This window comes from Caulobacter vibrioides (assembly GCF_002310375.3).
Classification (GTDB): domain Bacteria; phylum Pseudomonadota; class Alphaproteobacteria; order Caulobacterales; family Caulobacteraceae; genus Caulobacter; species Caulobacter vibrioides_D.
In genome coordinates this window covers 3098499-3121802 of the sequence record NZ_CP023315.3, presented here as the reverse complement: position 1 = coordinate 3121802, position 23304 = coordinate 3098499, and the positions used below count along the sequence as shown (strand labels likewise).

Annotated in this window: 21 protein-coding genes and 6 pseudogenes; 9 read left to right on the top strand and 18 right to left on the bottom strand. The window is 68.6% G+C overall.

Going from position 1 to position 23304, the window contains the following annotated elements:
• Positions 1-42 precede the first annotated feature (42 nt).
• Both CA606_RS20220 and CA606_RS14775 read right to left on the bottom strand, forming a co-directional pair.
• Positions 43-105 (bottom strand): annotated as a pseudogene (locus CA606_RS20220) (hypothetical protein); the annotation flags it as partial.
• 57 nt (positions 106-162) lie between these two features.
• On the bottom strand, positions 163-1287 hold the full coding sequence (locus CA606_RS14775; RefSeq protein ID WP_096050425.1) for a phosphatidylinositol-specific phospholipase C1-like protein: 1125 nt from the start codon (positions 1285-1287) through the stop codon (positions 163-165).
• A 78-nt stretch (positions 1288-1365) separates the two neighbouring features.
• Between CA606_RS14775 and CA606_RS14770 the strand changes: the two are divergent.
• A pseudogene (locus CA606_RS14770) lies at positions 1366-4226 on the top strand (TonB-dependent receptor).
• Positions 4227-4274: 48 nt separating this feature from the next.
• Here the strand turns inward: CA606_RS14770 and CA606_RS20215 are convergent.
• Positions 4275-4406: pseudogene (locus CA606_RS20215) on the bottom strand (hypothetical protein); the annotation flags it as partial.
• A gap of 38 nt (positions 4407-4444) precedes the next feature.
• On the opposite strand from CA606_RS20215, the pseudogene CA606_RS20210 reads away from it, so the two are divergent.
• A pseudogene (locus tag CA606_RS20210) lies at positions 4445-4576 on the top strand (hypothetical protein); the annotation flags it as partial.
• A gap of 34 nt (positions 4577-4610) precedes the next feature.
• Here the strand turns inward: CA606_RS20210 and ahpF are convergent.
• Positions 4611-6194: an alkyl hydroperoxide reductase subunit F gene (gene ahpF / locus CA606_RS14765; protein ID WP_096050428.1), complete on the bottom strand. Its 1584-nt coding sequence runs from the start codon at positions 6192-6194 to the stop codon at positions 4611-4613.
• Positions 6195-6353: 159 nt separating this feature from the next.
• The gene (gene ahpC / locus CA606_RS14760) at positions 6354-6917 is read right to left on the bottom strand and encodes an alkyl hydroperoxide reductase subunit C (RefSeq protein WP_096050429.1); all 564 of its coding nucleotides are present in this window, start codon (positions 6915-6917) and stop codon (positions 6354-6356) included.
• Between the two features lie 173 nt (positions 6918-7090).
• Here ahpC and CA606_RS14755 point away from each other — a divergent pair, with 173 nt between their 5' ends.
• Both CA606_RS14755 and CA606_RS14750 read left to right on the top strand, forming a co-directional pair.
• Positions 7091-7600, top strand: coding sequence for a lipocalin family protein (locus CA606_RS14755; protein ID WP_096050430.1), 510 nt, complete (start codon positions 7091-7093; stop codon positions 7598-7600).
• A gap of 90 nt (positions 7601-7690) precedes the next feature.
• Entirely contained in the window at positions 7691-8107 is a 417-nt protein-coding gene (locus CA606_RS14750) for an MAPEG family protein (protein WP_012640617.1), read from the top strand.
• Between the two features lie 153 nt (positions 8108-8260).
• Here the strand turns inward: CA606_RS14750 and nadC are convergent, their stop codons facing one another.
• The 7 genes from nadC to CA606_RS14715 form a co-directional block, all read right to left on the bottom strand.
• Entirely contained in the window at positions 8261-9109 is an 849-nt protein-coding gene (gene nadC / locus CA606_RS14745; RefSeq protein ID WP_096050431.1) for a carboxylating nicotinate-nucleotide diphosphorylase, read from the bottom strand.
• Positions 9106-9699: a Uma2 family endonuclease gene (locus CA606_RS14740; RefSeq protein ID WP_096050432.1), complete on the bottom strand. Its 594-nt coding sequence runs from the start codon at positions 9697-9699 to the stop codon at positions 9106-9108. The genes nadC and CA606_RS14740 overlap by 4 nt, the downstream gene beginning before the upstream one ends.
• Positions 9700-9728: 29 nt before the next feature.
• Positions 9729-11246, bottom strand: a complete 1518-nt coding sequence (locus tag CA606_RS14735; RefSeq protein ID WP_096050433.1) for an L-aspartate oxidase — start codon at positions 11244-11246, stop codon at positions 9729-9731.
• 125 nt (positions 11247-11371) lie between these two features.
• Positions 11372-12472, bottom strand: a complete 1101-nt coding sequence (nadA, locus tag CA606_RS14730; protein WP_181242606.1) for a quinolinate synthase NadA — start codon at positions 12470-12472, stop codon at positions 11372-11374.
• A 173-nt stretch (positions 12473-12645) separates the two neighbouring features.
• Positions 12646-13086 carry a hypothetical protein gene (locus tag CA606_RS14725; protein WP_096050435.1) on the bottom strand — a complete coding sequence of 147 codons (441 nt, stop codon included), beginning with the start codon at positions 13084-13086 and terminating at the stop codon, positions 12646-12648.
• A gap of 10 nt (positions 13087-13096) precedes the next feature.
• Positions 13097-14002, bottom strand: coding sequence for a kinase (locus CA606_RS14720; protein WP_096050436.1), 906 nt, complete (start codon positions 14000-14002; stop codon positions 13097-13099).
• Complete coding sequence (locus CA606_RS14715; protein ID WP_096053766.1) at positions 14002-15672, bottom strand: HWE histidine kinase domain-containing protein; 1671 nt, start codon at positions 15670-15672, stop codon at positions 14002-14004. Before CA606_RS14715 ends, CA606_RS14720 begins: the two co-directional genes overlap by 1 nt.
• 164 nt (positions 15673-15836) lie before the next feature.
• Between CA606_RS14715 and pgsA the strand changes: the two genes are divergently transcribed.
• Positions 15837-16454 carry a CDP-diacylglycerol--glycerol-3-phosphate 3-phosphatidyltransferase gene (gene pgsA, locus CA606_RS14710; RefSeq protein WP_096050437.1) on the top strand — a complete coding sequence of 206 codons (618 nt, stop codon included), beginning with the start codon at positions 15837-15839 and terminating at the stop codon, positions 16452-16454.
• A 46-nt stretch (positions 16455-16500) separates the two neighbouring features.
• Here pgsA and CA606_RS14705 read toward each other — a convergent pair.
• A pseudogene (locus CA606_RS14705) lies at positions 16501-16697 on the bottom strand (hypothetical protein); the annotation flags it as partial.
• A gap of 62 nt (positions 16698-16759) precedes the next feature.
• Here CA606_RS14705 and CA606_RS14700 point away from each other — a divergent pair.
• Positions 16760-18541 (top strand): SLC13 family permease, encoded by a 1782-nt coding sequence (locus CA606_RS14700; RefSeq protein WP_096050438.1) that lies wholly within the window; start codon positions 16760-16762, stop codon positions 18539-18541.
• A gap of 67 nt (positions 18542-18608) precedes the next feature.
• Here the strand turns inward: CA606_RS14700 and CA606_RS14695 are convergent, their stop codons facing one another.
• Positions 18609-18761 carry a hypothetical protein gene (locus tag CA606_RS14695; RefSeq protein ID WP_181242605.1) on the bottom strand — a complete coding sequence of 51 codons (153 nt, stop codon included), beginning with the start codon at positions 18759-18761 and terminating at the stop codon, positions 18609-18611.
• A gap of 341 nt (positions 18762-19102) precedes the next feature.
• Here CA606_RS14695 and CA606_RS14690 point away from each other — a divergent pair, with 341 nt between their 5' ends.
• The gene (locus tag CA606_RS14690; RefSeq protein ID WP_062095728.1) at positions 19103-19312 is read left to right on the top strand and encodes a cold-shock protein; all 210 of its coding nucleotides are present in this window, start codon (positions 19103-19105) and stop codon (positions 19310-19312) included.
• Between the two features lie 122 nt (positions 19313-19434).
• Here CA606_RS14690 and CA606_RS20665 read toward each other — a convergent pair.
• Positions 19435-19542, bottom strand: a pseudogene (locus CA606_RS20665) (hypothetical protein); the annotation flags it as partial.
• Positions 19543-19631: 89 nt separating this feature from the next.
• Between CA606_RS20665 and CA606_RS14685 the strand changes: the two are divergent.
• A complete protein-coding gene (locus tag CA606_RS14685) occupies positions 19632-20825 on the top strand; it encodes a patatin-like phospholipase family protein (protein WP_096050440.1) in 1194 nt (397 codons plus the stop codon).
• On the opposite strand, the gene CA606_RS14680 is transcribed toward CA606_RS14685, so the two are convergent.
• Positions 20797-21564, bottom strand: coding sequence for a LytTR family DNA-binding domain-containing protein (locus tag CA606_RS14680; protein WP_096050441.1), 768 nt, complete (start codon positions 21562-21564; stop codon positions 20797-20799). The two genes, CA606_RS14685 and CA606_RS14680, sit on opposite strands and share 29 nt — an antisense overlap.
• A 107-nt stretch (positions 21565-21671) precedes the next feature.
• On the opposite strand from CA606_RS14680, the gene CA606_RS14675 reads away from it, so the two are divergent.
• A complete protein-coding gene (locus tag CA606_RS14675) occupies positions 21672-22316 on the top strand; it encodes a DUF2306 domain-containing protein (protein WP_096050442.1) in 645 nt (214 codons plus the stop codon).
• Here CA606_RS14675 and CA606_RS14670 read toward each other — a convergent pair.
• Positions 22285-22938 carry a glutathione S-transferase family protein gene (locus tag CA606_RS14670; protein WP_096050443.1) on the bottom strand — a complete coding sequence of 218 codons (654 nt, stop codon included), beginning with the start codon at positions 22936-22938 and terminating at the stop codon, positions 22285-22287. The two genes, CA606_RS14675 and CA606_RS14670, sit on opposite strands and share 32 nt — an antisense overlap.
• Before the next feature lie 192 nt (positions 22939-23130).
• The gene (locus CA606_RS14665; RefSeq protein WP_096050444.1) at positions 23131-23250 is read right to left on the bottom strand and encodes a hypothetical protein; all 120 of its coding nucleotides are present in this window, start codon (positions 23248-23250) and stop codon (positions 23131-23133) included.
• Positions 23251-23304: the final 54 nt, after the last annotated feature.

Sequence of the window (23304 nt, the reverse complement as noted above, 5' to 3'; positions counted from 1 at the left end):
GAAGAAAAATCCCTCGTCATCCCGGAAGCCTCGCAGAGGCTATCCGGGACCCAGGGGCCGGCGCAGTGCGGTCGCCCCTGGGTCCCGGCGCTGCAGCCCGCTACGCGGTCTTCCGGCCGGGATGACAAGAGAAGGTGATGTCGGTGGATTGAGAGCGGACCCCTACCGCCCCTCCAGGTCCCGCCCGCCGCAACCGGTCGGCTGGCGCACCGGATTGCAGACCGCGACCTTGTTCCCCGGCAGGCGCACCGTGTAGCCGCCGGCAAAGCGCGGGTCGGCCCACATGTAGTCGGTCGAGACGTACTGCGCGCCGCTGGTCAGGGCCGCGTCGCGCTGTCGGGTGTCATTGACCCGGGCCGCGCGCGTGTCGGCGTCGGCGCGGGTGCGGACGATGAAGCCGGCCTTCACCGCCGCGGCGATGCGCTCCTTCTGGGCGATCGGGTCATTGAGGGTCAGATAGGCGGCGGCGGGCGAGGCCTCGTCGGTGTTGATGAACATGGCCCGGCCTTCCAGCGAGGCGCGCTGGCCGCGATAGATCGCCACCTTGGCGGGGTTCTCATCCAGGGCGAAGAACACCTTGCCGCGCGCCGCCGCGAGCTTGGGCCATCCACCGGCCAGCACGCCTTCCCGCAGGGTCTTGGCCTTGCCCTGCACCTGGTCGGGCGTGATCAGGCGGTCCTCGCCGAACACCAAGCGGATCTCGGTGTCCAGGGCGTCGAATAGGGCTTCGGTGAAGGGCAGGGGCGTGACCCCGCCGGGCATGGTCGCCGCGCCTTCCTTGGCGTTGAGCATGATCAGGATCGGCGCGTGATCGCGGTGGGCGTCCGACCAGGCGCGCACCTCGCGCAGGCACGCCACGAAGGTCAGGCACGATGAGCGGAAATCCACATCAGGCATGTGCAGGGTCTTGAAGCCCGGCTTCGCCATGACGGCGGCGAACTCGGGCGTCAGGGCCGCGCCCTTGCCCAGCGCTGTCAGCGGCTTGGCGAAGAGACCGCCTTGCGGATCGGCCACGACGTCGATCTCCAGTTGCCGCGCGCCCGCGTCCAGTTGTTCGGCCAGGGGGCGGTGGCTGTAGTCGATCCCCAGCGCCGCCGGGCCGCGCGCGGCGACCATGGCCGCCATCTCCTCGGGCGGCACGGCCAGCTTGTAGGAGTTGTGCGTGCCCACGACCATCAGGTCGGTCATCGGCAGGGCGTCGATCCGCTGGCGCACGCAGGCCGGGCTCTCGTCCGAGGCGGGGCAGGGCGCGGCGGCGACGGCGAGGGCGGCGAGCAGGTTCAGCATGGGCGGACTCCAGAACAGCGCCTAGGCCTAGCCAAGGCGCATGACGGTTTCACGTCGCGCTGTGGATGACTGTCAAAGCTGTCATCAATCCTTGATCGAGTTGAGACGGCACAGTCATCGACGATCCCTATTGGCCGGCCCAACCGTCGGCAGCGCTTCCAATCGCCGCCAGCCGACACCAGTACGAGTCAGTACAAGGGGGTACTCCAATGTCTCGCAGCAAGATCGCGCTCCTCGTGGGCGCGGCCCATCTGGTCATGGCCGCCTTGGCGCCCGTCGCCCAAGCGCACGCCGCTGACCAAGCTCAGGGCGCCGCCACCGACAACGCCGCAGCCGAAGTCGACGCTGTTGTTGTCACCGGTTTCCGTAAGTCGCTGGGCCTGGCCCGCGAGGCCAAGCGGACCAGCGCGATCGTCTCGGACGTGATCGTCGCCGAGGACATGGCCAAGTTCCCCGATCTGAACCTGGCCGAGTCGCTGCAGCGCCTGCCGGGCGTGGCCATCAACCGCGAAGGCGGCGAAGGCCGTCGCGTCTCGCTGCGCGGCCTGGGCCCCGACTTCACCCGCGTCCAACTGAACGGCATGGAAGTGCTGGGCAACGTCGACTCGCCGATGGACAGCCGCGGCCAGACCTCGCGTGACCGCGCCTTCGATTTCAACATCTTCGCCTCGGACCTGTTCTCGAAGGTCGACGTGCGCAAGTCGTTCTCGGCCGAGCAGGACGAGGGCGGCATGGCCGGCACGGTGGGTCTCTACACCGCCAAGCCGTTCGACTACGCCGGGACCAAGGGCGCCCTGTCGCTGCAGGCCGGCACCAACAGCGCCACCAAGGACACCCAGCCGCGCGGCGCGGCGATGATCGCCAAGAACTGGGATGACAAGTTCGGCCTCCTGGCCTCGGTCGCCTACTCCAAGCGCAAGACCGAAGAGCAGGGCTACAACACCTACGGCGCCGGCACCCAGCGCGCCCTGGCCGCCAACGTCGTCAACCTGAACCCGGTCGACGCCGCCAAGGCGATCAACGGCGAACTGATCTTCCAGCGCGGTAACCGCCTGTCGGTGTGGGGTTCGGACCAGGAGCGCCTGGGCATCACGGCCGCCGCCCAATGGCGCCCGGTCGAGAACGTCACCCTGACGCTCGACGCCCTGCACGGCAAGTTCACCAACGACCGCACCGAGATCCACCTGGCCACCCGCGCCACGGTCGGCTCGACGGTTCTGGGCGCGGCGACGCCGCACTCGGGTACGCTGGTCAGCGCCCCGCCGGTGCTGAACTCGATCCAGTACGACAAGCACAACACGATCATCTACGCCGATGTCGAGAACACGGTCTTCGCCACCGAGACCCGTCGTCAGTCGGCCAAGAACACCTTCGACCAGCTGGTGCTGACCGGCGAGTGGAAGGTGACCGACAAGCTGCGCTTCGACGGCCACATCGGCCAGGAGACCTCGGACTACGACATCCCGGTGTCGGACAAGTTCTACACCGAGGCGTTCGGCGGCCTGATCACCGACTATCGCGGCGACAGCGGCAAGAACACCTACAAGTGGAACACCGCCGACGCGAACAACTACCGCGCCCACGAGATCGACTTCTCGGCCACCTATCAGACCACCGAGCTGAAGAACGCCGAGTTCAACGGCGCCTATGACTTCAACGACGCCGTGACCCTGAAGGGCGGCCTGTCGTATCGCGCCTTCAAGAACGAAGGCTATTCGCAAGCCACCGACGACGTGAACCGCACGGCCTGGGAAAAGGGCACGCTGGATAACCGTCTGGACGGCGTGACCAAGGTCTTCACCCAGCACGACGACCAGTCGTGGATCATCGTCGACTGGGACAAGGCGCTGGCCAAGTACGGCGTCACCCGCACGCTCGGCGCCCCGCGCTCGATCTACGCGGTCGAGGAAGACACCACGGCCGGCTATCTGCAGCTGGACTGGAAGGGCGAGTTCCTGGGTCGCCCGGTGCGCGGCAACACCGGTCTGCGCGGCTATGAAACCGAGCTGACCTCGTCGGGCGTCGTGGCGGTTCGCGGCGTCAACACCCCGACGGTCGCCAAGACGACCTATTCGGGCGTGCTGCCGTCGCTGAACGCGGTGATGGAGGTCTCCGACCGCTTCCAGATCCGTCTGGCCGCGGCCCAGAACATCAACCGTCCGGCCCTGGGCGCCTATGCGATGAACGGCTCGGTCAGCGTCGACGGCACGACCGTCACCGTCTCGACCGGCAACCCGAACCTCGAGCCCTACACCTCGGACGAGTTCGACCTGGCGGCCGAATGGTACTTCGGCGGCGTCGGCATGCTGACGGCGGGCGTGTTCCACAAGAACATCGATGGCCTGATCGCCAGCCAGACGACGACCAATGTCAGCTACGCCAGCACCGGCCTGGCCGAAGGCCTGTATCCGGGCGTCACGGCCACGACCAATGTCGCCTCCTACACCCGCCAGGTGAACCTGCGGAACGCCAAGCTGACCGGCCTGGAGCTGTCGGCCCAGAGCGACTTCTTCTTCCTGCCGGGCGTGCTCAAGAACATGGGCGCGGTGGCCAACCTGACCCTGATCGACAGCAAGACGATCAACCTGGTCAACGGCAAGAACCAGGAGACCGACATCTTCGGCCTCTCGGACGTCAACGCCAACGCCACGATCTACTATGAGACCGCCAAGTACGGCGGCCGCATCTCGGCCAACTATCGCTCGGACTACCTGATCGACAGCGGCGCCTTCAACGCCACCACCTATGTCGACGCGGCGGCCTTCTACCAGCTGACCCCGCGCATCCGCCTGTCGCTGGACGCCATCAACCTGACGGACGAGCGCGAAGAGCAGGTCAACAGCTTCAACAACGGCTTCGGCGAAACCGGCGCCAAGCGCCTCTGGAACTTCACCACCAGCGGTCGCACGGTGTTCGTGGGCGCCAACATCCAGTTCTAAGAACTGGGCTGAGCCTAGACACAAAGACGCCGCCCGGGAGCGATCCCGGGCGGCGTTTTCTGTTGGGGGCGCCCCAATCCTCCCCCTAGCGGGGGAGGTGTCGGCGAAGCCGACGGAGGGGGAAGAGGTCAGCTCGGCGGCGCTTCCCCCTCCGGCCTTCGGCCTCCTCCCCCCTGGGGGGAGGATCTGGGTCTACGGCGCCGGCGTTCGGCTACGAAGGACGCAAGAACGCCCCCTCCGTCACGCGGCTGCGCCGCGCGCCACCTCCCCCGCAAGCGGGGCAGGAGGGTTGCGGCTTCCTCCTCACCCGTAAAACGGGGGAGGTGGCGCGACGCGGATACGCGACGTGACGGAGGGGGCGCTTACACGCCCAACAGGCGACCCTTAAGCCGCCTGCGCCTCCGTCGCCGCCGGCAGGCGGATCAGGAAGTCGAAGGCGCTGAGCGAGGCTTTCGCGCCTTCGCCCATGGCGATGATGATCTGCTTGTAGGGCGTCACCGTCGCGTCGCCGGCGGCGAAGACGCCGGGGATCGAGGTTTCGCCGCGATAGTCGACCTCGATCTCGCCGCGATTGGTCAGCACCACGCCCGAGTCCTTCAGCCACTCGGTGTTGGGCACCAGGCCGATCTGCACGAACACGCCTTCCAGGTCGACGCGGTGGGCCGTGTCGCTGGTGCGGTCCTTGTAGGTCAGGCCGTTCACCTTGGAGCCGTCGCCGTGGATCTCGGTGGTCATGGCCGAGGTGACGATCTTGACGTTGGGCAGGCTGGCCAGCTTGCGTTGCAGCACGGCGTCGGCGCGCAGTTGGCTGTCGAACTCGATCAGGGTCACGTGGGCGACGATGCCGGCCAGATCGATGGCCGCCTCGACGCCGCTGTTGCCGCCGCCGATCACCGCCACGCGCTTGCCCTTGAACAGCGGGCCGTCGCAGTGCGGGCAGTAGGCGACGCCCTTGTTCTTGTACTCGGCCTCGCCGGGCACATTGACGTTCCGCCAGCGGGCGCCGGTCGACAGGATCAGCGTGCGCGCCTTCAGGCTGGCGCCGTTCTCGAGCTTAATCTCGTGCAGGCCGCCGAGCGTCTTGGCCGGGACCAGGCCCACGGCCTTCTGCAGGTTCATCACGTCGACCTCATAGTCCTTGACGTGCTGCTCCAGGGCGCTGGCGAGCTTCGGGCCTTCAGTGTGCGGCACCGAGATGAAGTTCTCGATGTCCATGGTGTCCAGCACCTGACCGCCGAAGCGTTCGGCCGCCACACCGGTGCGGATGCCCTTGCGAGCGGCGTAGATGGCCGCCGCCGCGCCGGCCGGGCCGCCGCCGACGACCAGAACCTCGAAGGCGTCCTTGGCCTTGATCTTTTCGGCCATGCGGTCGGCCGCGCCGGTGTCCAGCTTGGCCAGGATCTGCTCGACCTCCATGCGGCCCTGGCCGAAGGCCTGGCCGTTCAGCAGGATGGTCGGGACGGCCATCACCTGGCGCTCTTCGACCTCGGCCTTGAACAGGGCGCCGTCGATGGCGACGTGGCGGATGCGCGGGTTCAGCGCGCTCATCGTGTTCAGCGCCTGCACCACGTCGGGGCAGTTCTGGCACGACTGCGAGAAATAGGTTTCGAAGCGATAGTCGCCGTCCAGGGCCTTGATGCGCTCGATCACCTCGGCGTCGAGGCGCGGCGGGTGGCCGCCCACGTGCAGCAGGGCCAGCACCAGCGAGGTGAACTCGTGGCCCAGCGGCAGGCCGGCGAAGCGCACCTCGGCGTCATTGGCCGCGCGTTCGATCGCGAACGAGGGCTTGCGGGCGTCGTCGCCGTCGAAGCGGACGCTGACCTTGTCGGAGGTCGAGGCGACGTCGTCCAGCAGGGCGCGCATCTCGACCGAGCCCTTGGAGTCGTCCAGCGAGGCGACCAGCGTGATCGGCTGGCGCAGGTTCTGCAGATAGGTGGTCAGTTGGGTTTTCAGACCGGCGTCCAGCATGGCGGGCTCCCAAAAAGGCGAGGGGAGTGGAAGGGGATGTTCGATTGTCGGGGAGGCGGATCGAACGCGGCGAACGATCGGGTAGACCGGGTAGATCGTGTAGAGGGCGCGCCGCCCCGCCTCGGGCTGGAGGCGGAGCGGCGGCCAGTGTCGTCAGACTTAGATCTTGCCGACCAGGTCCAGCGACGGGGCGAGGGTCTTTTCACCCTCTTCCCACTTGGCCGGGCAGACTTCGCCCGGGTGGGCGGCCACGTACTGGGCGGCCTTGATCTTGCGCAGCAGTTCGATGGCGTTGCGGCCGATGCCTTCGGCGGTGACTTCCATGAATTGGATCACGCCTTGCGGGTCGACCAGGAAGGTGCCGCGGTCGGCCAGGCCGACGCCCGGACGCATGATCTCGAAGTTGTTGGTCACTTGGCCCGACGGGTCTCCGATCATCGTGTACTTGATCTTGCCGATCGCCGGCGAGCTGTCGTGCCAGGCCTTGTGCGAGAAGTGGGTGTCGGTCGACACCGCGTAGATCTCGACGCCCAGGCGCGTGAACACGTCGTAGTGGTCAGCGAGATCTTCCAGTTCGGTCGGGCAGACGAAGGTGAAGTCAGCGGGATAGAAGAAGAAGACCGACCACTTGCCCTTGGTGTCCGCATCGCTGACCGTGACGAACTTGCCGTCCTTGTAGGCCTGGGCGGTAAAGGGTTTGATCTCGGTGTTGATCAGCGACATGAGGCGCTCCGGTTGGAAGGAATGGCGGCTGTCTATAGTGCGCCGCACAATCGATCCAATTGATAAAACTTCTAGATGGGATAGGTTTCATCTATGAGAAAAGCGGGCTTGATCGCGGTCAAGATCCGTCCAGCGTAAGGCCTCGCGCGTACCGGCTTTCAGGAGGTGACCCCATGCTGAACACCGCTATTGCTCTTTTCGCCCTGGCCCAGGCTGCTGCAGTGCAACCTCAAACGCCGCTGATCGATCCGGCCCGCCACTATTCGGGCGTCTGGATGGAGGTGGGCCGCACGCCGATGCGCATCACCAAGGGCTGCGTGGCCGCCACCACGGTCTACAACCGCATCGATGAACGCCGCGTCGCGGTCGAGGACGACTGCCGCCAGGGCGGCGTCGACGGCAAGCGCCGCGCCATCAAGGGCGACGGCGTCATCGAGGATCCGGGCGTCAACCGCCGCCTGAAGGTCTCGTACCTGCCGTTCGTCACCTGGCGCTACGAGGTGCTGGACCAGGATCCGGCCGGCGCCTGGTTCATCTCGGCCAGCCCCGACCGCCGCAAGGTGTTCCTCTATACGCGCGCGCCGGCCTCGCCGGAGCTGCTCAAGACCATGACCGAACGGGCCCGCGCCCTGGGCTACGCCGGCGAGGTCGAGTACCCCGCGCCGCCGCCCGTCGGTCGTTAGGGAGCGGCGTTCCCTTAGCGTCAGGCTTTTAGCGAACGCCGTTGTCTGGTCTGATCCCTCCCAGGAACGAACAAAGCCTGGGAGGGCGTCTTGCAAACTTCAATGGTGGCGCCGGTGATGGCGCTGGTGGCGTGGTCGCTGGTGATCTGGCTCTGGATGTATGTCCAGCGGATTCCGGCGATGCAGAAGGCCGGCATCAAGCCGCAGGACGCCCGGTTTCCGGGCTCGCTGGACAAGCTGCCCGACGGCGCCCGCCAGGCGGCCGACAACTACAACCACCTGATGGAACAGCCGACCATCTTCTACGCGGCCGCCCTGGCCATCCAGGTCGCGGGCCACGCCGACGGCATGGCCGTGCACTTCGCCTGGGTCTATGTCGGCCTGCGCGTGCTGCACAGCCTGGTGCAGGTCTCGGTGAACCTGGTGGCCCTGCGCTTCCTGCTGTTCGTGCTGTCCACCGGCGTGCTGGCGGCGATGGTCATCCGCGAGCTGATGCGGTTGTTTTAAATAAGAAAACCGTGTCATCCCGGCCGGAGCGCGCAGCGCGGAGAGCCGGGACCCAGGGGCGGCGCGCACCGCGCTCTTGCAACCCCTGGGTCCCGGATCGCCCCTGCGGGTCGTCCGGGATGACACGTCTTTTTTGGGTCTAGTCTACTCGGGCTAAACCGCGTCCAGCCCAATATCCAGCACCGGCGCCGAGTGCGTCAGGGCCCCGACGCTGATCACGTCCACGCCGGTCTCGGCGATGGCCCGCACGGTGGTCAGGTTCACCCCGCCCGAGGCCTCCAGCACCGCCCGGCCCTTGGCCAGGGACACAGCGGCGCGCAGGTCGGCCAGGCTGAAATTGTCCAGCATCACCACGTCCGGACCATGCTTGAGGGCTTCCTCCAGCTGGTCCAGGCCGTCGACCTCGACCTCGACCTTCACCAGATGTCCGGCATGGGCGCGCGCCCGGCGCACGGCTTCGCCGACCCCGCCGCAGGCGGCGACGTGGTTGTCCTTGATCAGGATGGCGTCATCCAGGCCAAAGCGGTGGTTGACCCCGCCGCCGCAGCGCACCGCGTACTTCTCCAGGGCCCGCAGGCCGGGCGTGGTCTTGCGGGTGTCGACGATGGTGGCGCTCGTGCCCTCGACCATCCGGACATAGGCCCGCGTCAGGGTGGCGATGCCCGACATCCGGCCCAAGAGGTTGAGGCCCGTGCGCTCGGCGATCAGCACCGCGCGCGCGTTGCCTTCAGCGCGGGCCAGCACCGCGCCCGGCGTCACGTCGGCGCCGTCGGGGGTCACGACCTCGAAGCGCGCGGTCGGGTCCATCGCCGCCAGGGCGAGGCGTGCGCAGGAGAGGCCCGAGACCCGGCCGTCCTGACGGCTGGCGAACACCACCGACAGCCGGGCGTCGGGATCGATACAGGCCTGACCGGTGATGTCGCCGGCCCGGCCCAGGTCTTCAGCCAGAGCCAGGTCGACGATCGGGCGGACGAGCAGGTCGTCGAGGGGGGAAAGCGTCAAAACAACTCCGACAGCGAGAGGCTGATCTGGGGGGCGAACAGCGGCGAGACGGCGTCGTCGTCATCGTGGACCGTGGTCGAAGCCCAGGTCCCGTTCGGTTGAGGCGCGCGGAACACGGTCACGCGTCGCTGTTCCGGCTCGATCAGCCAGAATTCGGGAATGCCGGCCCTGGCGTAGAGCGGCGCCTTCAGTTTCAGGTCGCCGTCGCGCGTCGAGATCGACACCTCGACGACCAGGACCGCGTCGGCCGCCTCGGCATAGGTCCGGCCGGTGAAAGCCCGCACGACCGTCAGGTCGGGTTCGGGGGCGCTGTGCTCGCCGATCTTCAGCGTGGCGTGGACCAGGAAGCGAAAGTCCGCCGTAACGCCAGCCCGGACGGCGGCGGATTTAAGCGCAAACAGAGCTTCACCCGACGTGTCGCCGTGATCTGAAGAGGTGGGCGCCATTTCCAGCAGTCTTCCCTCGATGAGTTGGACGCGGCCCATGGCGCGCTGGAACAGGCCCGCTCGGTCCATCTGCTCGAAGGCGTCGAAATCGAACAGGAATTCGCTGACGGAGCCGTCTTCGAGGCCGGGCTCGGATGTCGTCATGATCGCATCTCCGTTCCCGAAACGTACCCCTACTCCGCCGCGTATCGCAAGCCGGGCTCGCGTCCGTCGAGGGTGACGAAAGTCCGGACGCCGACGGGATCCGTGGCGGGGAAATCGGTGCGGCAGTGACCACCCCGGCTTTCCTCGCGCGCCAGGGCGGCGGTGACGATAAGTCGGGCGGCGGCCAGGATCGGGGCCTGGCCATGGCCGGCTTCCAGCGTCTCGATCACGCCCAGCAGTCGGGCCAGACCGTCGGCGTCGCGGATTACGCCGGCGTCGCGGCTCATGGCCTGGCGCAGGCCTTGAAGGGCGGCGTCGGGCAGGTCGGGCAGGGGCTCGAGGCTGACCGGCGGGCCGCCGTTGGCCGCTTCCGCCGCCGCCGCGCGGCCGGCGCGGGCGCCGAACACCGCCGCTTCCAAGAGGCTGTTGGAGGCCAGGCGGTTGGCGCCCTGCACGCCAGTGGCGGCGCATTCGCCGGCGGCGTAGAGGCCCGGCAGGCTGGCGCGGCCGTCCTGGTCGGTGGCGACCCCGCCCATGTGGTAGTGCACGGCGGGGGTGACCGGGATCATCTCACGACGCGGATCGATCCCCGCGCTCATGCAGGCCTCGAACACGGCCGGGAACTCGTGCGGGAAGTGGGCGCCGACGGCCTGGGTGGCGTCCAGGAACGCGCCGCGACCGGCCGCGCGCTCGGCGTGAAGGGCGCGGGCGACGACGTCGCGCGGCGCCAGCTCCTTGGCCGGGTGGTAGTCGACCATGAAGGCCCTGCCATCGGTGTTGCGCAGGATAGCCCCCTCGCCGCGCAGGGCCTCGGTGGCCAGCGGTGCGGGGTCGCGGCCGATGTCGATGGCGGTGGGGTGGAACTGCACGAACTCCGGATCAGCGATCATCGCGCCGGCCAGGGCGGCCAGGCCCAGGCCTTCGCCGCGCACTTGCGCGGGCGTCGTGGTCACGGCGTAGAGGCCGCCGACGCCGCCGGTGGCCAGGATCACGCTGGGGCTGCGGATCTCCACGAGGGCGCCGTTGATCTGCGCCAGCACCCCGACGATGCGGCCGGTGGCGTCCTGCAGCAGACGGCGGGCGCGGGCGTTCTCGCGGACCTCGATGGTCGGCGTGGCGCGGACCGCCGCCACGACGGCGGCCATGATCGCCGCGCCGGCCCCGTCGCCCCCGACCCGGGCCACGCGGGCGGCCGAGTGGGCGGCCTCGAGGCTCAGCACGAAGCTGTCGTCAGCCTTGCGGTCAAACGGCGCGCCCAGCGCGGCGAGGTCACGGACGGCCTGCGGCCCCTCGCGGGTCAGGAGGTCGACGGCCTGCGGATCGCATAGGCCGGCGCCGGCGGCGATGGTGTCGGCGGCGTGCAGCGCCGGGGAGTCGTCGCCCGACAGCGCCGCGGCCATGCCGCCTTGCGCCCAGGCGCTGGAGCAGCCGCTCGCCAGCGGCGTCGGCGACAGGACCAGCGCCGTCTTGGCGGCGAGGGCGGCGGTGAGACCGGCCAGGCCTGCGCCCAGGATGACGGGACCGTTGAAGGTGATGCGTTCGATCATTCTACGCTCCACTCCGCTCTCCGATTGTCATCCCGGGCGAAGACCCGGGATCGTCGGAACGCGGGCGCTTGCCGCGGTCCCGGCTCGGCGCGCTTCGCGCTTGGCCGGGATGACAGTTTCAAAGGCTAAATCAGCTCCACATCCACGTGATGCTTCGCCTTCACCAGGTCATACCGCGCCGGAACGGCCGGCGGCGGCAGGTCGATCATGCGCTGGACGGCCAGGCGGGCGCGGTCGAGAACCTCGGCGTCGACCGTCACCTCGTACTGCTCGTGCACGAGGGCGTCGTAGATGTTCTGCAGGGTGATCCGCTTCATGTGCGGGCACATGTTGCAGGGGCCGATGAACTGGGTCGCCGGGCTTTCGGCCTGGACGTTGCTGGCCATCGAGCACTCGGTGATCAGCACCACCTGGGCCGGTTTCTTGGCGGCCACATAGTCGTTCATCGCCGCCGTGGAGCCCGCGAAGTCGGCGGCCTCCAGGATCTCGGCCGGGCACTCGGGGTGGGCCAGGACTTCCGCGCCCGGCCAGGCCGCGCGCATGTCGGCGATGTCCTGGACGGTGAAGCGCTTGTGCACCTCGCAGTGACCGGCCCAGGCGATGATCTTGACGTCCGTCTGGCGCGCCACGTTGCGGGCCAGGAACTCGTCGGGGATCAGGATGACCTTGTCGGTCCCCCATTCCCTGGCCGCCCACTCGACCACCTGCACGGCGTTGGCGCTGGTGCAGCAGATGTCGGTCTCGGCCTTCACGTCGGCGGTGGTGTTGACATAGGTGACCACCGGCACGCCCGGATAGCGCTGCTTGATCAGCCGCACATCGGCGCCGGTGATCGAGGAGGCCAGACTGCAGCCGGCCTTCAGGTCGGGGATCAGGATCTTCTTTTCAGGGCTGAGGACCTTGCTGGTCTCGGCCATGAAGTGCACGCCGGCCTGGACGATGATCTGGGCGTCGCTCTTGGCGGCTTCCTTGGCCAGGGCCAGGCTGTCGCCCACGAAGTCGCCGACGCCATGGAAGATGTCCGGCGTCATGTAGTTGTGGGCCAGGATGGCGGCGTTCTTCTCGCGCTTGAGGCGGTTGATCTCGACGATCAGCGGCGCCTGCGTGCGCCACTCCATCGGCGTGACGTGATGCTTGACCTTGTCCCAGATCGAAGCGGTCTGCGCCTCGATCTCGGGCGTGAATTCCCCCTTGAACGCGTGGGGGGCGGCGAAGCCGTCAGCCATCTGATCCTCCGTTATGCTCAAAGTGAGCATTACCAGGGCCTCAAAAAACGCCGGGACCGTCACGGGCTTTGCGCTCCGGGTCCGGCGTCGGGGTTATGCTGAAATTGAGCATAACTGATGTGAAACATATAGCGGTCCGTGGCCGCGATTGCAAATCCCCGGGAAACCGGCGTTCAGCGGGCCGGGGGATGGTCGAGCGGCTTGAGGTCGGGATCGACCCAGCCGAGGCGAGCTTCCGGCGTGAACAGGCGCTCGCGCGACCAGTGGGTCAGGGGCCAGTTCTTGTCGCCCAGCGGCGTCGCCAGCAGCCGGCGGGCGGCCTCGGCGTCGTCCAGGCCGGGCGGCAGGGCGGTCTCGAACGCGCGGATAGCGGCCAGATAGGCCTGGGTGATGGTTTCGTGATAGCCGCTCTGGTCGTCGTTCACTCCGCCGACCGCGACATTGTAGGTCTGGATGATGTTCGGCAGGTCGCGCTCCAGGCCCGCATCGCGGGTGCGGACCAGCCGCAGGGTGGCGGTGAGGTGCGCGGCGTGGGTCCACTCGGCCTTGGGCAGGCTGTGGTCCAGCAAGCGCTGAGCGAGCGCGTCGATCTCGGCGTTGGAAGAGGCGGTCATGACCGGGCCACTATAGGCCGTGCGTTTCCATGGGCCAGCGGTGGGCGTCCAGTCGGACCGTCACATCGGCGTGTTTGGGCAGATCCTGAGCGATCCATTCGGTCAGGCGCTGATAGTGCGCCAGGAAGCGGTCGAGGGCGGTGTCGTCCATCGTCTGCGCCGCGTCGCGGCCCTCGGCGGCCAGGCGCTCCCGCAGCTTGGCCTCTTGCTCGCCGCGCCAGGCGCGGACGGTGGCGAAGTCCGGCGCGGTCAGCAGCACAAGGCGGTCGAGGCGGTTGAAGAGGGGGCGATAGGGGCCGGCGAGCGCGTTGTTGGCGTATCCGCGCCAGACGCCATCGGGGTCTTCGCCGGCTTCCAGGGCGTTGACCGGGGCGGCGAGGGGCTCTTGCGGCTGCGGCCGCGCGCCCACGCACCAGCCTTCCAGAAGGATGACATCCGCCGGTCCCTCGAACACGGGCCAGTCCGCTTCGGGCGCACGGTCGTCGGCGGCCTTGTCGAAGCGGGGCAGCGGCGTGCGACCCGGCCTCGCCAAGGCGTCCAGCACCGCCAGGCCCAGCGTCGGGTCATGCGTGCCGGGGACCCCGCGCGTTCTCACCAGCGGGTGGACGTCGCGGGCCAGGCGCTCTCGGGCGGCGCGCGGCAGGTAGAGATCGTCGAGCGAAAGGTTGGCGGTTCGTCGTCCCCGCGCCTTGAGCAGCCGCGTCAGGAGCAGGGCCAGGGTCGACTTGCCCGAGCCTTGCGGACCGCACACGCCGACCACCAGAGGCCGGTCTCGGGGGGCTTGCGCCCAGTTGGCGATACGCGCCGCAAGGGGAAGATGCAGATGCTCCGCCAGGGCGGCGAACGTGGGCGGCAGGCGCTCGTCCTGAATAAACGCGGCCAGCAGGGCGGTCGTGTCGACCGAGGCCAGAACCATCAGACCGGATTGCTCCAGCGCACCGCCTCGGGCAGCGGCAGCGAGGCCTCGAACACCAGGCCCTCGGGCTGGAAGTCAAACCGCGCCTGGCCCTTCTGCTCGCGCCGGATGGAGCTTTCGATCAGGCGCGTGCCAAAGCCCGGGGCGGTGGGCGGCGTCACCGGCGGCCCGCCGATGTCGCGCCAGACAAACGACAGCACATCGGTCACCGGATCGAGCCGCCAGGTCAGGGCCGCCCGGCCGTTCGGGACCGACAGCGCGCCATACTTGGCGCTGTTGGTGGCCAGTTCGTGGAACACCATCGACAGGCCCACCGCCGTGTGCGGCGCCAGCGCCACGGTCGGGCCCGCGCGGTCCACCCGGTCGGTGTGCGCGCCGAGGCTGGCCGCCACCAGGGCCGCCATGTCGGCCTCGCGCCAGCCGGTGCGGGTCAAGAGGTCGTGGGCGCCGGACAGGGCGATCAGGCGGTCGGTGAAGACGCTCAGCGGCGCGCCGTCGACCTTGGCGAAGGTCTGCCGGGCCAGGGCCTGCACCGTGGCCAGGGTGTTCTTCACCCGGTGGTTCAGCTCGTTGATCATCACGCCCTGCCGCTCTTCCCGGGCCTTCAGCTCGTCGGAGGCGGTCAGCAGGGCGGCGTGGACGGCGGCGATCTCTTCCAGGCTGTCGCGCGGGGCGGGCCGCAACGTCTCGCCCCGTCCGATCGCCGAGGCGTCCTGCACCAGCCGCCGCATGTCGCGGTTGATGCGTCGCGAATAGACCAGCGACAGCCAGACCCCCAGCACCAGCAGCAGCAGGAAGACCCCGGTTCCCACCGCCACCGAGCGGTTCACCGTGCTGGCCAGCTCCTTGCGCGGAATGGCCACCACCAGGGTCCAGCCGGTCTGGGGCGAGCGGGTATAGGCGACCATGGTCGGCACGCCTTCCAGCGAGACGCTCTTGTTCACCCCCTCGGTGGAGTGGCGCAGGTTCTCGGTCATGTCGGCCGAGGCCTGGGCGCCGGTGAATTTCTCGTTCAGCCGCGAGCGGACGATGACGCGCTGCTTGTTGTCGAGCAGGGTCGCCACCCAGCTGTCCGGCACGCGCTGCTGGCGGAACACCGAGGCGAACGAGGCCGATTCCACGACATAGGACAGTACATAGAACTGCCCCTTCACCGTGATCGGCGTGCCGACGGTGATCACCGGCTTGCCGGCGACCGGGCCGTTCAGAAGGTCCGAGACCTTGTTGCGGCCCGCCGAGAAGGCTTCGGTCTCCTCACGCGTGCGCTGGATGCGGGGCAGAGGGTTTCCGTAAGGCACCAGCGTGTTGATGACCTGCTGGCCGTTGGCGTCGGCCACCACGATCCAGCCGGAGCGGCGCTCCATGGCGCGGCGCGCCCGGGCGTGGAAGGCGGCCCAGTCGCCGTCGATCAGGGCCTGGTCGGTGGCCAGGGTTTCGGCCACCGAGACGCCGGTGGCGGCCTGGCGGTCAACGGCGCCGTTCAGGGCCCGGCCGGTGGTCACCAACTGCTGATAAAGACGCCCGCGCGACTCGCGGTCGGCGCTGGCCAGCAGGAACCCCATCGCCAGCAGGGCCGGAATCAGCAGGCTTACGGTCAGAAGCACAAGGCGGCCGCGCACCGAGCTGACGCCCTGGCGCAGACCGTGTTCCGCCGTTCCGAGCCCTGGCATGCCGGGGTGCGCCCGCGTCGACAAGAGCGCCGCATCGCTCTCCAGCTTTGTATATCCGAGGGCGTCGCGTCCGGCGTCCGAAAAATCCGTCATCTCGGCTAACTGCGGCGAAGCCGGTGCGCGCCCGGTATCCCTTTGCCCGTTTTGTGCGTTATGAAACCCGCATGAAAGCGTTGCCCAACATCCTGACCAGCTCGCGCCTCGTGATGGCGTTGTTCATGTTCATCGCCCTGGCGGCGGCGGCCGGGGCCGTGCCGTATGTGAGCGAACAGCTGACGGCCGAGACCCAGTTTCGCCTCGAGCGCTGGGCCTTCTACGCCTTCGTGGTGGCCGCGGTGACCGACTTCGTCGACGGCTGGCTGGCGCGCAAGCTGGACGCGGTCAGCGTCTGGGGCGCGATCCTCGACCCGATCGGCGACAAGATCCTGGTCTGCGGCGCGCTCCTGGGCCTGATGGCCCTGGGTCCCAACGCCATGGTCGTGCTGCCGGCCGGCCTGATCCTGTTCCGCGAATTCACCGTCAGCGCCCTGCGCGAGGTCGGGGCCGGCAAGGGCGTCAAGCTGCCGGTCACGCTGCTGGCCAAGTGGAAGACCACCCTGCAGCTGGTGGCGATCGGCGCCGAGATGATCCTGGCCTCGTGGAGCGCCTTCGACCTTCCGCCCGAGCCTAGCCTGGTGGGCGGCTTCACGCTGGTCGCCCACGGCCTGCTGTGGCTGGCCACCGCCGTGACCCTGGTCACCGGCGCGCAATACTGGGAAGCAGCCCGCAAAGCGCTGGTCTAGGGGTAAGGGTCAGAAGCGGACCTCGCCGTAGGCCGCTACGAGTGGTGAGCGGACCAATCCTCCCCCTAGCGGGGGAGGTGTCGGCGAAGCCGACGGAGGGGGAAGAAGCCGGCTCGGCAGAACTTCCCCCTCCGGCCTTCGGCCTCCTCCCCCTTGGGGGGAGGATTTTCGAACTGTCCCCTCAGGGTCGAAAGCGGCCCTAAGGACCGATCCAGAAACCCGACCTTCGCCCCCCCGCCAAATCCCGCTGAACCCGTTTCGGCCTCGCTCGTTTCCCGGAGGCGTAGCTTCGGGGAACCCGTTTCGTGACATTGCAGCAGAGCCTGGCCTTCGCGCTGATCGGCGCGACCGTGATCGCCTTCATCTGGGGGCGGTGGCGTTATGACCTGATCGCCCTGGCCGCGCTGGCCGCCGGCATGGCGCTGGGCCTGATCCCGGTGAAGGCCGCGTTCGACGGCTTCGCCAACGACATCGTCATCATCATCGCCAGCGCCCTGGTGCTGTCCGCCGCCGTGGCCCGCAGCGGCTTCGTCGACATGGTCATGGCCCCGCTGCTGCCCAAGCTGAAGGACGAGCGCAGCCAGGTTCCCGTGCTGGCCGGCGCGACGGCGGTGCTGTCGATGGCCACCAAGAATGTCGGGGCCCTGGCCCTGATGATGCCCAGCGCCCTGCAGATCGCCAAGCGCACCGGCGTGTCGCCCGGCCGCCTGCTGATGCCGATGGCGTTCGCCTCCCTGGTCGGCGGCTTGGCGGTGCTGGTCGGCACCTCGCCCAACATCATCGTCTCGGAGGTGCGCCAGGAAGCGTTGGGCGAGCCGTTCAAGATGTTCGACTTCCTGCCGGTCGGCGGGATCCTGACTCTGATCGCCATCGCCTATCTGACGGTGGGCTACCGCCTGCTGCCCCGCTCGCGCCAGGCGGCGATCGATGTCGACGCGGCCCTGGCCGCCAAGGCCTATGTCACCGAGGTCGCCGTCCCCGACGACTGGAGCTTTCACGCCAACACCGTCGGCGCGCTGAAGAAGGCCGCCGACGGCGCGGTGTCGGTGATCGCCATCCTGCGTGGCCGTAAGCGGCTGGAGTCGCCGCACTCCAACCTGAAGATCCATCCGGGCGACATCCTCCTGCTGGAGGGCGAGCAGCAGGAACTCAACCAGCTGATCGTCGCGGCCAAGCTGCGGCTCAGCGACGCCGATCGGCCGGTGGCGATGAGCGAGCCGACCGACGAGGTGCGGGTGGTCGAGGCGGTGATCGGCGGCGAAAGCGACCTGATCGGCGAGTCCGCCCGCAGCCTGACCCTCAGCCACGTCCATGGCGTCAACCTGCTGGGCGTTTCGCGCAGCGGCCATCGGATGACCGGACGCCTGGCGACCATCCGTCTGCGGGCGGGCGACATTCTCGTCCTGCAGGGGAGCGAGCAGTCGCTGCCGGCGGCGCTGCAGGCCCTGGGCCTGTTGCCCCTGGCCGAGCGCGAGGTGCGGCTGGGCGGGGTGCGTCACGCCCTGCTGCCGGTGATCATCCTGGCCGTGGCCATGGCTCTGGTCGCGACCGGCGTCGTGCCGGTGGCCGGCGGCTTCTTCGGCGCGGCGGTGCTGGTCGTGGCTTGCGGCGCCCTGCGCATGCGCGAGGCCTACGCGGCGCTCGAGGCGCCGGTGCTGGTGCTGGTGGCCGCGCTGATTCCGGTCAGCGACACGGTGCAGAAGACCGGCGGCGCCGACCTGATCGCCAGCTGGCTGTCGGGCGCCTTCCACGGCTTGCCCCCGATCGCCACCCTGACGGCGATGATGGCGGTGGCCATGGCCGCGACGCCGTTCCTGAACAACGCCGCCACCGTGCTGATCGCCGCGCCGATCGGCATGGGCGTGGCCCAGCGGCTGGGCCTGTCGCCCGATCCGTTCCTGATGGCCGTGGCGGTCGGCGCGGGCTGTGATTTCCTCACCCCGGTCGGCCACCAGTGCAACACGCTGGTGCTGGGGCCCGGCGGCTATCGCTTCGGCGACTATGCGCGGCTGGGCGCGCCGCTGACGATCCTGATCCTGTTGGTCGCGCCGTGGCTGATCGCCTGGTTCTGGCCGTTCACGGGGTAGGGCTCTCTTTCAGTAGTTTAGGGCGTTCTTCGATCCGATCACCGCCTCATGCTGATCGGAGAAAGCCCTAGTCGTCCGAAGACGGCTCCCGGGGCTCGACCACCGCCGGGTCGCTGGGGCCGAACAGCAGCCAGGCGTCGTCGTTCAGTTCGCCGCTCTCCTCGCGCTCGACCCGCATCATCGCGGCCAGCCAGCTGGCGCCCGTCATTCTCAGAACCATCGTCGTCTCCTTCGCGATGATGCAGTTGAGAATGAATTGCAAAAAGGAGTCTGGCAAGGCCCTTAAGGTTTCAGCGCGGGCGGGATGCGGGCGCGCGCCTGCAAGATATTCTCGATAGAATTCGCGATCTGGAGAAATAGCTGAAAAGTCGTCAGGCGGTATTTTTCTTGATATCCCCAGAAATATCGTGTTTATGGTCGTATCGAATTCGCTGCCGCTCGGCCTGCTTTTCCTTGCTCCCGGACCGGGAGCGCCGGACGCGCCTACCGACTTCCAACGAAATTTGATCGTCGACCGGGCGTTCCGGACGACGAACACCTATGCCTACAAGGAACATCCCCATGGCGACTGGAACCGTGAAGTGGTTCAACTCCACCAAGGGCTTCGGCTTCATCCAACCCGACAACGGCGGTTCGGACATCTTCGTCCACATCTCGGCCGTTGAACGCTCGGGCCTGGGTTCGCTGAACGAAGGCCAGAAGATCTCGTACGAGCCGGAAGTCGACCGCCGCAGCGGCAAGACCTCGGCCGGCCAGCTGCAAGCGGCGTAAAGCCCGCAGCGAGCCCACGGGTTCTAAAGACGACAGGCCGGCGCTTGCGCCGGCCTGTTTTCGTTTGGGGGTGTTCGCGTTGCGTGCGGGCGCTGGTCCGGATGGAAATCCTCGTCCGGAGTTTATCCTCGGGCCGACCTCCGGTCGGTCCCGGGGGACAAGCTCAGGATGAGGATTTTGTGCGAGCCGGGGCCGACAGTCGTCCTCACCCTGAGCTTGTCGAAGGGCGAGGACGCCCCTGACGTTTTCCGCCGCCCGACAATTCCCTTGAAGGCGCAGTGCGGCTAATGCTCAGCCAGCCTTTTCGGAGACGCTTTCCATGCGGGGCTTTCGCGTCCTGGCCGTCGTGATGGCGGGCCTGCTGCTGTCGGCCTGCGGGACGGTGTCGCGCGAGGCCTTTACGGCCCAGGACCTCGGCGCCGTCGCGCCGAGCGGGCTCTCCGACGTTCGCTTCAGCGCCGCCGACGCCGCCGCCGGCCTCAGCTTCGCGAAGGACGTCCACAGCCACACCGCCGGGCGCAAGGTCAATGTGCTGGCCATCTCGGGCGGCGGCTCGAACGGAGCCTATGGCGCGGGCGTGCTGGTCGGCTGGACGGCGGCGGGGAACCGCCCCGACTTCGACATCGTCACCGGCGTCTCGACCGGCGCCCTGACCGCGCCCTTCGCCTATCTGGGCAAGGACTGGGATCGCCGCCTGACCGAGGCCTACACCAGCCAGGCCGCCGATCGCATCCTGGAGCGGCGGGGCCTGGACCTGTTCTTCACGCCCAGCATCTTCCGCAACAACGCCCTGCGCGACCTGGTGGCCAAATATGTCGACCCGCCGCTGCTCTATGCGGTGGCCATCGAGCACGCCAAGGGCCGGCGGCTGATGATCGCCACCACCAATCTCGACACCGAAGAGGCGATGATCTGGGACATGGGGGCCATCGCCTCGCGCGGCGACGCGGCGGCCCTGCAGCTGTTTCGCGACGTGCTGGTCGCCTCGGCCAGCATCCCCGGCGTCTTCCCGCCCAGCCTGATCGAGGTCGAGGGCTCCAATCGCCGGCTCTCGGAGATGCATGTCGACGGCAGCGTCACCACCCCGTTCTTCGTCGCGCCCGAGACCCTGCTGCTGTCGATCCTGCCGGGACGCGACCAGACCGGGCCCGGCGAGGTGTCGGTGATCGTCAACGGCCAGATCGACGGCGGCTTTGGCTTCACCAAGGGCGACACCCTGTCGATCCTGGGCCGCTCGTGGATCGCCATGAACAAGGCCCAGATGCGCACCCACCTGACGGCCAACGCCGCCTTCACCCGGCGCAACGGCGGGGTGTTCCGCTACACGGCCATTCCCGACGACGCCAAGGGCGACTTCTCGGGGCTGGACTTCGCGTCGGAGGGGCGGCGGGCGCTGTTCACCCTGGGCTATGACCTGGGCAAGTCCGGCGGCGCGTGGGCGGCGCCGGCCGATCCGGCGCACGACACTCAGCCGTCGGGCGACACTAAAGCCAGCCGGCCGCCCGCAGGATAGGGGCGTGTCGTCGGCTGACGGGAGCGACCAGCCCGCCGGTGAGCGTCAGCTCGCCCGCGCCGCGCCGCCACTGCGCCGCCTCGATCGCCTCGCCGGCCACCCACCAGGAGCGATGGGTCTGGAAGCCGTGGGCGCCGGACAGCTCGGCGAGCGCGTCCGAGAACCGCAGGGTCAGAAGCTCGACGCCCGCATCGGTATGGACCCGCAGATAGTGGTCATGGGCCTCGACGGCGATCAGCCGGGCCGCGCGTCGCTTGGCCGACAGGCGCTGGCGGAACGCGGCCTCGGCCTCGGGCAGGGGCGGGGCCACGACGACCCGGGTCTCGACCGTCGGGGCGGGCGCGGCCGGCTTTCGCCAGGCCAGGATCCGCACGGTCATGACCAGGCCGCTGATCACCCAGACGCGAAACCACAGCATCGGCGGCAGCCGGAACGCCTCATGGCCGAAGATCATTTCGATCAGCGCCACCCAGACGACGACCACCGGGGTCATGACCGTGGTCACCAAGACGAGGCGGCGCGCGAAGCCGTCGATCCGGCGTCCCAGCCCCTCGTCGACCGCCACGCCGATCAGGCCGCCGCCGACGATCGACAGCAGCCAGTAGATGAAGCGCTCTGCGGGAGACAGCTGCGCGGTGCCGAAAGGCGACAGCACGCCCAGCACCAGACCCAGCGCGGTCAGCAGCAGGATGTCGATAGCCAGGCGCTGCAGCGCGCCCCGGCGATCCGTCGAAGTCATCAATCATCCGCCCCTGGCGCCGTTCGCGCAGAATAGGCGCCGCTCACGCGGTTGGCGTAGCGCGGCGTCGCGGCCCTTGCAATCTCGGCTCGAACCGGAGCCCCACCATGCCGAAAATCCTGACCCGTCCCGCCTGGATGCTGATGATGATCCTCAGCCTCCTGGTCGCCCTGACCGCCTATCGCTACCTGCCCAGGATCGGACCCCTGGCGACCAATGTGATGGCCAACCGGTTCGTCGATCCGTTCCTCTTCCTGCACGTGGCCGGGGCGGCGACCGCCCTGCTGATCGGACCGTTCCAGATGCTGGCGGGCGTCCGCGCGCGCTGGCCCCGCGCTCATCGGCTGCTAGGCCGTGTGTACGTGCTGGGCTGCCTGTCCGGCGGCATCGGCGGCCTTGCCCTGGCGCTGGGCGCCACGGCGGGACCGGTCGCCACCGCCGGCTTTGGCCTGCTGGGCGTGGCCTGGATCCTCACCACGACCCTGGCCTGGCGCCGGGCCGTGCAGGGGCGCATCGCCGAGCACCGTGCCTGGATGATCCGCTCCTTCGCCCTGACCCTGGCGGCGGTCACCCTGCGCCTCTACCTGCCGCTGGCCGCGATGGGGCCGCTGCCGTTCGTCGAGGCCTACCGCGCCATCGCCTTCCTGTGCTGGGTTCCCAACCTGCTGCTGGCCGAAGCGTGGCTGTTCGCCGCGCCCGGCGCCGCGCCGTCCGGCAGCCTCAGCCCCAGCCGGGCGGCGGCGGGCCGGTAAGGTCGGCCAGCTGGGCGGCCAGGGCTTTCTGGAACGCCGGCCGGGCGGTGCAGCGCGCCAGATAGGCCGCCAGGATCGGAGTCTCGGCCAGCATGGCTTGCGGAACCTGGCGCAGCACGTCAGCCACCAGCAGGTCGCCGGCGGTGAAGGTCTCGCCGTCCAGATAGGTCTTGTCGCCCAGTCGTGCGGCCAGTTCGCCCAGACGCTGGCGCACCCAACGCTCCACCCGGGGGCGCGCGCCCTCGGTCCAGGTCTGGCCGGCGCTGAAGATGTTCAGCTCGGCCAGCTGCAGCAGCGGAACCTCCAGCGTGTTCAGCGCGCAGAACATCCAGCCGATCGCCCGGGCCCGGGCGGCCGGATCCCTGGGCAGCAGTCGCTCATCCTGCTCGGCTATGTGCAGCACGATCGCGCCGCTCTCGAACAACTGGACCTCGCCGTCGTCAAAGGCCGGCACCTGGCCGAACGGCTGCTTGGCGCGATAGGCGGACTTGTCCTGGTGCAGCACGGTCTCGACCGTATAGGGCCGGTCCAGCTCCTCCAGCGCCCAGCGAATCCGCAGGTCGCGCACCAGACCGCGGGCGGGCGGCGGAACCCAGTTGTAGGCGGAAATGACGGGGGTCATGGCACGGTCTCCAGATGGGCGACCCGCCGACCATAGACCGGACGCCGCCGCCCGTCGCCTTTTCGGAAACCGGTCCGCTTTAGACGGATGGGGAGGGGGGAGGCGCCTACGAAATGTCCGGCTTCCGGCGAGGGGCGGGATTTCCGGGCTCGAGCCAGGGCTGAAGGTCAAATCGCCCGCTTCACGTCCCTTTTATCCCGACTTCCCCGGCGAATGCCGGGGCCCAGATTCATCCGGAACGGCTGGGGATGACGCGCCATCGCTCCGCGCAGAACGGATGAGTGTCAGTGGGCTCGATCTGGATCCCGGCATTCGCCGGGAAGGTCGGGTTTCTGGAGGGATACTGGAGACTGCTAGCGACCCACA

Bases quoted from the DNA above. Each gene is read 5' to 3' on its own strand.
- CA606_RS14775 (WP_096050425.1), bottom strand. From the start codon at position 1,287: ATGCTGAACCTGCTCGCCGCCCTCGCCGTCGCCGCCGCGCCCTGCCCC.
- ahpF (WP_096050428.1), bottom strand. From the start codon at position 6,194: ATGCTGGACGCCGGTCTGAAAACCCAACTGACCACCTATCTGCAGAAC.
- ahpC (WP_096050429.1), bottom strand. From the start codon at position 6,917: ATGTCGCTGATCAACACCGAGATCAAACCCTTTACCGCCCAGGCCTAC.
- CA606_RS14755 (WP_096050430.1), top strand. From the start codon at position 7,091: ATGCTGAACACCGCTATTGCTCTTTTCGCCCTGGCCCAGGCTGCTGCA.
- CA606_RS14740 (WP_096050432.1), bottom strand. From the start codon at position 9,699: ATGACGACATCCGAGCCCGGCCTCGAAGACGGCTCCGTCAGCGAATTC.
- CA606_RS14735 (WP_096050433.1), bottom strand. From the start codon at position 11,246: ATGATCGAACGCATCACCTTCAACGGTCCCGTCATCCTGGGCGCAGGC.
- nadA (WP_181242606.1), bottom strand. From the start codon at position 12,472: ATGGCTGACGGCTTCGCCGCCCCCCACGCGTTCAAGGGGGAATTCACG.
- CA606_RS14725 (WP_096050435.1), bottom strand. From the start codon at position 13,086: ATGACCGCCTCTTCCAACGCCGAGATCGACGCGCTCGCTCAGCGCTTG.
- CA606_RS14720 (WP_096050436.1), bottom strand. From the start codon at position 14,002: ATGGTTCTGGCCTCGGTCGACACGACCGCCCTGCTGGCCGCGTTTATT.
- CA606_RS14715 (WP_096053766.1), bottom strand. From the start codon at position 15,672: ATGCCAGGGCTCGGAACGGCGGAACACGGTCTGCGCCAGGGCGTCAGC.
- pgsA (WP_096050437.1), top strand. From the start codon at position 15,837: ATGAAAGCGTTGCCCAACATCCTGACCAGCTCGCGCCTCGTGATGGCG.
- CA606_RS14695 (WP_181242605.1), bottom strand. From the start codon at position 18,761: ATGGTTCTGAGAATGACGGGCGCCAGCTGGCTGGCCGCGATGATGCGG.
- CA606_RS14690 (WP_062095728.1), top strand. From the start codon at position 19,103: ATGGCGACTGGAACCGTGAAGTGGTTCAACTCCACCAAGGGCTTCGGC.
- CA606_RS14685 (WP_096050440.1), top strand. From the start codon at position 19,632: ATGCGGGGCTTTCGCGTCCTGGCCGTCGTGATGGCGGGCCTGCTGCTG.
- CA606_RS14680 (WP_096050441.1), bottom strand. From the start codon at position 21,564: ATGACTTCGACGGATCGCCGGGGCGCGCTGCAGCGCCTGGCTATCGAC.
- CA606_RS14675 (WP_096050442.1), top strand. From the start codon at position 21,672: ATGCCGAAAATCCTGACCCGTCCCGCCTGGATGCTGATGATGATCCTC.
- CA606_RS14670 (WP_096050443.1), bottom strand. From the start codon at position 22,938: ATGACCCCCGTCATTTCCGCCTACAACTGGGTTCCGCCGCCCGCCCGC.
- CA606_RS14665 (WP_096050444.1), bottom strand. From the start codon at position 23,250: ATGCCGGGATCCAGATCGAGCCCACTGACACTCATCCGTTCTGCGCGG.